This is a genomic window from Kiloniellales bacterium (assembly GCA_030064845.1).
Classification (GTDB): domain Bacteria; phylum Pseudomonadota; class Alphaproteobacteria; order Kiloniellales; family JAKSDN01; genus JASJEC01.
This window is the reverse complement of the sequence record JASJEC010000128.1, coordinates 1-5,319: the sequence shown is the minus strand read 5'-3', so window position 1 is coordinate 5,319 and position 5,319 is coordinate 1. Positions and strand designations below refer to the sequence as shown.

The 5,319-nt window shown below is 67.0% G+C and carries 3 protein-coding genes; 2 read left to right on the top strand and 1 reads right to left on the bottom strand.

Features of this window, described 5'->3' with window-relative positions; all coding sequences use genetic code 11:
- Positions 1-279 precede the first annotated feature (279 nt).
- Positions 280-729, bottom strand: coding sequence for a host attachment protein (locus QNJ67_23800; protein ID MDJ0612013.1), 450 nt, complete (start codon positions 727-729; stop codon positions 280-282).
- 178 nt (positions 730-907) lie between these two features.
- On the opposite strand from QNJ67_23800, the gene ftsH reads away from it, so the two are divergent.
- Positions 908-2,803 (top strand): ATP-dependent zinc metalloprotease FtsH, encoded by a 1,896-nt coding sequence (gene ftsH, locus QNJ67_23795; protein MDJ0612012.1) that lies wholly within the window; start codon positions 908-910, stop codon positions 2,801-2,803.
- 85 nt (positions 2,804-2,888) lie between these two features.
- Positions 2,889-5,165 carry a PAS domain S-box protein gene (locus tag QNJ67_23790; GenBank protein ID MDJ0612011.1) on the top strand — a complete coding sequence of 759 codons (2,277 nt, stop codon included), beginning with the start codon at positions 2,889-2,891 and terminating at the stop codon, positions 5,163-5,165.
- Positions 5,166-5,319: the final 154 nt, after the last annotated feature.

Genomic DNA, 5,319 nt, shown 5'->3' with positions numbered 1-5,319 from the left:
GCCAACAGCGATCCCTGGCGGGCCCTGCACAAGCTGAGCAACGGCCAGACCTACGCCGATATGCCGGCGCTGCGCGCGCTCGGCCGGCAGAGCTTGATGGACCTGATGGCCTACCTGCAGACCCTGCCGGAAGAGCCCCTGGAGCCCTAAAGCCGACTGCGATGAATGGCGTCGCCCGGGTGGATCCCATCCGGCGGCCCGTTCATCGCGTGAACCTGTCCCAGGTCGTGCGTCTTGCTCGGATCGCGGCCTAAACCAGGTTGAGCGCAACCCTCTCGCTCAGAGCGCCAGCAGGCTGTCCAGGTGCTTGGGCAGATCGCGCGGAGTCAGGTGGGTGAGGTCGTTGGCGAGCTCCCCGGTGACCTTGTCCGAAGCGGCCTTCCCGAGCCCCTGACGCAGAGACCCCAGGGTCTTGGGCGGCGCGACCAGGACCAGCCGATCGTAGTCTCCGCGAAGGCCCGCCTCGGTGAGCCGGGTCGCCAGATCATGGGCGAAGGACTCCTTCTGCTGCTGGTGCCAATCGGCCCGTGGCGCCATGGCATGGCGGCCCGGGCCGAAGCGGTCGTGCACGCGGCCGGGCCGGTCCGTTCCGGCCTCGCTGGTTCGCGTGATCTTGTTTTCGAGGCTTTCGCCCTCGACCGACACCAGCCCCTTGCCGGGTCCGCTGTTGAGGAATATCCGGGCGCGCGCCGCGTCGGCCACGACCACCCATGTCTTGATCGCCTTCATTGAAGCTCTCCTCGGCGGATCGACCTTTTTCGACCCGGTCTTGCCGGTCGATCATCGACGTGACAGGCTTCCGACTTCCTTGATCTGTATCAACCCGGTGCCGCCGGGCTCGTCCTAGCTTGAGCGCCCCGCGCCCAAGACCGGAGAGAAACAGGACTCTTCGCAGGAGACAGGTCTCATGAAGAAGATACCGCGCGAGTGGGTGCTTCTCATACTGAGCGGCCTGGTCCTCCTGGTTCTGCTCTGGAGTCTGCCCCTCGCCCGCCCGCCGATCGTCCTGGACCTGCCCTACAGCCAGGTCAAATCACTGATCGCCGAGGGTGAAGCTGTCAGCGTGACGCTGCGCGGCCGGGAGCTCTCCGCTGTCCTGAAGTCTCCCATGCCGACGGCCATCGAGGGCCAGGAGACCAATCAGGTCGCGACCTTCGTTCCGGATTTCGGTGATCCGGACCTGATCGCGGTGATCGAGCAGAGCGGCGCCGAGCTGATCACCAAGCGCTCCCCCGGCGATTCGGAAGGCAGCTGGCTGCTGGCTCTGCTGCCCTGGATCGTCATCTTCGGCATCTACTTCTGGTTCTGGAACCGGATGCAGAAGAACATGGTCGGCCGCTTCGGCGGCCGTGATATCGGCGACTTCCTGGCGGGCTCGGCCCGGACCGAAGCCAAGGACGAGCGCAAGGTCACCTTCGAAGACGTCGCCGGCCAGGAGAACGCCAAGCGCGAGGTGGCCGAGCTGATCGACTTCCTGCGGGATCCCGAGCGGTTCCGCCGACTCGGCGCCGAGCCGCCGCGCGGGGTGCTCCTCATGGGGCCGCCGGGGACCGGCAAGACCCTGTTGGCCCGCGCCCTGGCCGGCGAAGCCGGCGTGCCGTTCTTCTACGTCTCGGCGTCGGAGTTCATCGAGATGTTCGTCGGCGTCGGCGCCTCGCGGGTGCGCAAGATGTTCGACGAGGCCAAGAAGCGGGCTCCCGCCATCATATTCATCGACGAGCTCGACTCGGTCGGCCGGGTACGGGGCACCGGACTGGGCGGCGGCAACGACGAGCGGGAGCAGACCCTGAACCAGATCCTGGCGGAGCTGGACGGCTTCGCGGGGCACGAGGCCGTCATCGTGCTCGCCGCCACCAACCGGCCCGACGTGCTGGATCCCGCCCTGCTCCGCCCCGGCCGCTTCGACCGTCACGTCACCCTCGAGCTGCCGGACAAGTCGGCGCGCGCCGCCGTTCTCAAGGTGCATACTCGGCGGGTACCCCTGGCCGACGACGTCGACCTCGACGGGGTCGCCGCCGGCACGCCGGGGTTCTCGGGTGCGGATCTCAAGAACCTGGTCAACGAGGCCGCCATGGCCGCCGCGGGCCAGGGCCTGAAGGCGATCACGATGCGGCTGCTCGAGGACATGCGCGACAAGATCGTGCTCGGCTCGGTCAGGACCCTGGCGATCCAGCCCGACGAGCACCACCGCCTGGCAGTCCACGAGGCGGGCCACACGGCGGTCGCCCACTACCTGCCGGAGGCCGACCCGATCCACAAGGTCACGATCATTCCCAGGGGCCGGGCCCTAGGCGGCACCCATGTGCTGCCCGAGGAAGAACGCCACACCCTGCCCGAGGACTACCTGCGCGCCCGCCTCGCCGTGCTCCTGGCCGGACGGACGGCCGAGAAGCTGTTCCTGGACTCCGTCAGCTCTGGCGCGGACGACGACATCAAGCAGGCCACCCAGCTGGCGCGCGCCATGGTGTCGCGCTGGGGCATGGCACCCTCGATCGGTCCGCAAGACCTGCGCCAGAGCGACGAGCACCCCTTCCTCGGCCGCGAGATCGCCCAGCCCCGCCGCTTCAGCGAAACCACCGCGCACCGGGTCGACGAGGCCGTCGGGACGCTGCTGGGCGAGGCGGAGGACCGGGCCAAGAAACTGATCGAGGCCAACAGAGACCGGGTCACCCGGCTGATCGGCGCCCTTGAACAGAAGGAAACGCTCGACCGCGCGGAAATCCTGTCCCTGCTCTCGCCCGACTCCGGCGAACCGCCGGACTCCGGCGCCGGGACACGACCGGCCGAAGCAGAGGCGACGTGAACCCCGAGATCGACCGGTGCGCTCGAAGAGACCGCGAGCCCATTGATTTACCCGGCGGCGACGAACCTCTAGAATCCGCCCGGCAATGGACGACTGGAAGCCGACCGACGATCTGACCGGGCCGCTGCTCGACACCCTGGGCGCGATCGTGGTTATCCTCGACCCCGAAGGTAACATTCGGGATTTCAACAAGGCCTGCGCCGATCTCATCGGCTACAAGCTGGACCAGGTCAGAGACGCGAACGTCTGGGAACAACTGGTCCCGAAGGACGAGATCGCGGGGGTCCAGGCCGTGTTCGCCGAGTTGCTGAAGGGCCGCACGTCGAATCGCCATACCAATCACTGGATAACCCGCGACGGCAGCAAGCGCCTGATCGCCTGGTCGAACAGCGCGGTCTGCGCGCCGGACGGAAGCGTGCGTGCGGTGATCGGCACCGGCATCGACATCACCGAGCAGAAGAAGGCAGAAGCGGCGCTCGACGAACGCCAGGCCGCCCTCAGCGCGATCCTGCAAACCGCGGTCGACGCCATCATTACGATCGACCAAGAAGGGATCGTCCGGACCGTCAACCCGGCGGTCCAAACCCTGTTCGGCTATGACGCCGGGGAGATTGTCGGCCGGAACGTGAAGATGCTCATGCCCGAGCCCTACCGGAGCCAGCACGACGGCTACATGACGCATTACCTCAAGACCGGCGCACGCAAGATCATCGGGATCGGCCGCGAAGTCACCGGGCGGCGCAAGGACGGTTCGACCTTTCCCATGCACCTCGCGGTCAGCGAGTTCAGCTTCGACGGACAGCGCCGTTTCACGGGCATCATCCACGACATCAGCCAACGCAAGGAGACGGAGCAGCTCAACACGCGGCTCGGCCGGATCGTCGAGGAGTCGGTCAACGAGATCTTCGTATTCCACGCCGACACGCTCGAGTTTCTTCAGGTCAACCGCGGCGCACTGGAGAACCTGGGTTACTCGCACGAAGAGGTTCTGGGGCTCACACCCATGGATCTGCTGCCCGACTATAACGAGCGTCGCTTCAAGGCCATCCTCGACCCCCTGCGCGAAGGCACCGAGACCCAGGTGAAGCTCGAGGCCGTCCACCGTCGCAAGGACGGCACAACCTACGACATCATCGTCCGGCTTCAGCTGATGAAGGGGGAGACCCCGCCGGTCTTTATCGCCATCGTCGCCGACATCACCGAGCGGAAGCTGCAGAACGAACGGCTGCGCCAGGCACAGAAAATGGAGGCCATCGGACAACTGACCGGCGGCATCGCCCACGATTTCAACAATCTTCTGACCGTCATCGTCGGCAACCTGGAGATGCTGGGCGCCGCTATCGAGGACGAAGGCCGGCGCGTGATGATCGAGCAGGCCCTGGAGGCCGCCGAGCTCGGATCCGATCTGACCGGCCGGCTGCTCGCTTTCGCGCGGCGTCAGCGCCTCGAGCCGAAGACCGTCGACCTCAACGATCTCGTCTTGGAGACCATCGACCTGCTGCGCCGAACCCTGGGTGAGACGATCCGGATAAAGACAGATCTGGGCCGCAAGCTCTGGCCAGTTCGCGCCGACCCGGGACAGTTGCAGAACGCCCTTCTCAACCTGGCGATCAACGCCCGGGACGCCATGCCCGATGGTGGCGACCTGACGGTCAAGACGGCCAACGCGACGAGCAGCGACAGGACCGTGGGTTCGACCGAGAGCCGGGCGGCCGGCCGCTATGTCTGCCTGAGCGTGACGGACGTCGGCGAAGGCATGAGCCACAACGTGCGGGAGCACGCCTTTGAGCCCTTCTTCACGACCAAGCCGACCGGCTCGGGCACCGGCCTCGGCCTCAGCATGGTCTACGGCTTCGCCAAGCAGTCGGGCGGCGAGGCCGTGATCGAGAGCGAGCTCGGTGTCGGCACCACCGTCAGGGTCTTCCTTCCGGCGGTCTCCCGGCAGCACAAACCGGCGCCGTCCGCCGTGCGAGCGCAAATGCCGGCGCGCGGGGGATCGGAACACATCCTCCTGGTCGAGGACGACCGTCGGGTGCGCCAGGTGACGGCCCAGCGCCTCGAGCGTCTCGGCTACCGCATCGCCGAGGCGAGCGGCGCGGCGGAGGCCGTCACCTTGCTTCGCAAGACATCCGACTTCGACCTGCTGATCACCGACGTCGTCATGCCGGGCAAGATGAACGGGAGCGACCTGGCCATCGAGGCGCGCTACCTGCGCCCGGATATCAAGATCATCCTGACCTCCGGCTACGCCAATCCCGGGTCGCTCGAAGCAACCAGCGCCATCACCGAGGCGAGATTCCTAGCCAAACCCTACAAGGAGGCCGAGCTCGCCGCAGCCATTCGCGATGCCCTGGACGCCTGACCGCACTGCTTCATGGGTAGCGAGCGATCTAGGGCCTGTTGGCATTCACGGCGCGCTCCTGGCGGGAGCGGATTTGCGCCGGGGCCAGGAGCGGGAGGCGCCGTGGGGTTGGGCCCCACAAGGCCTTCCGCGACGCCGCCCCGGCGCAAATGCG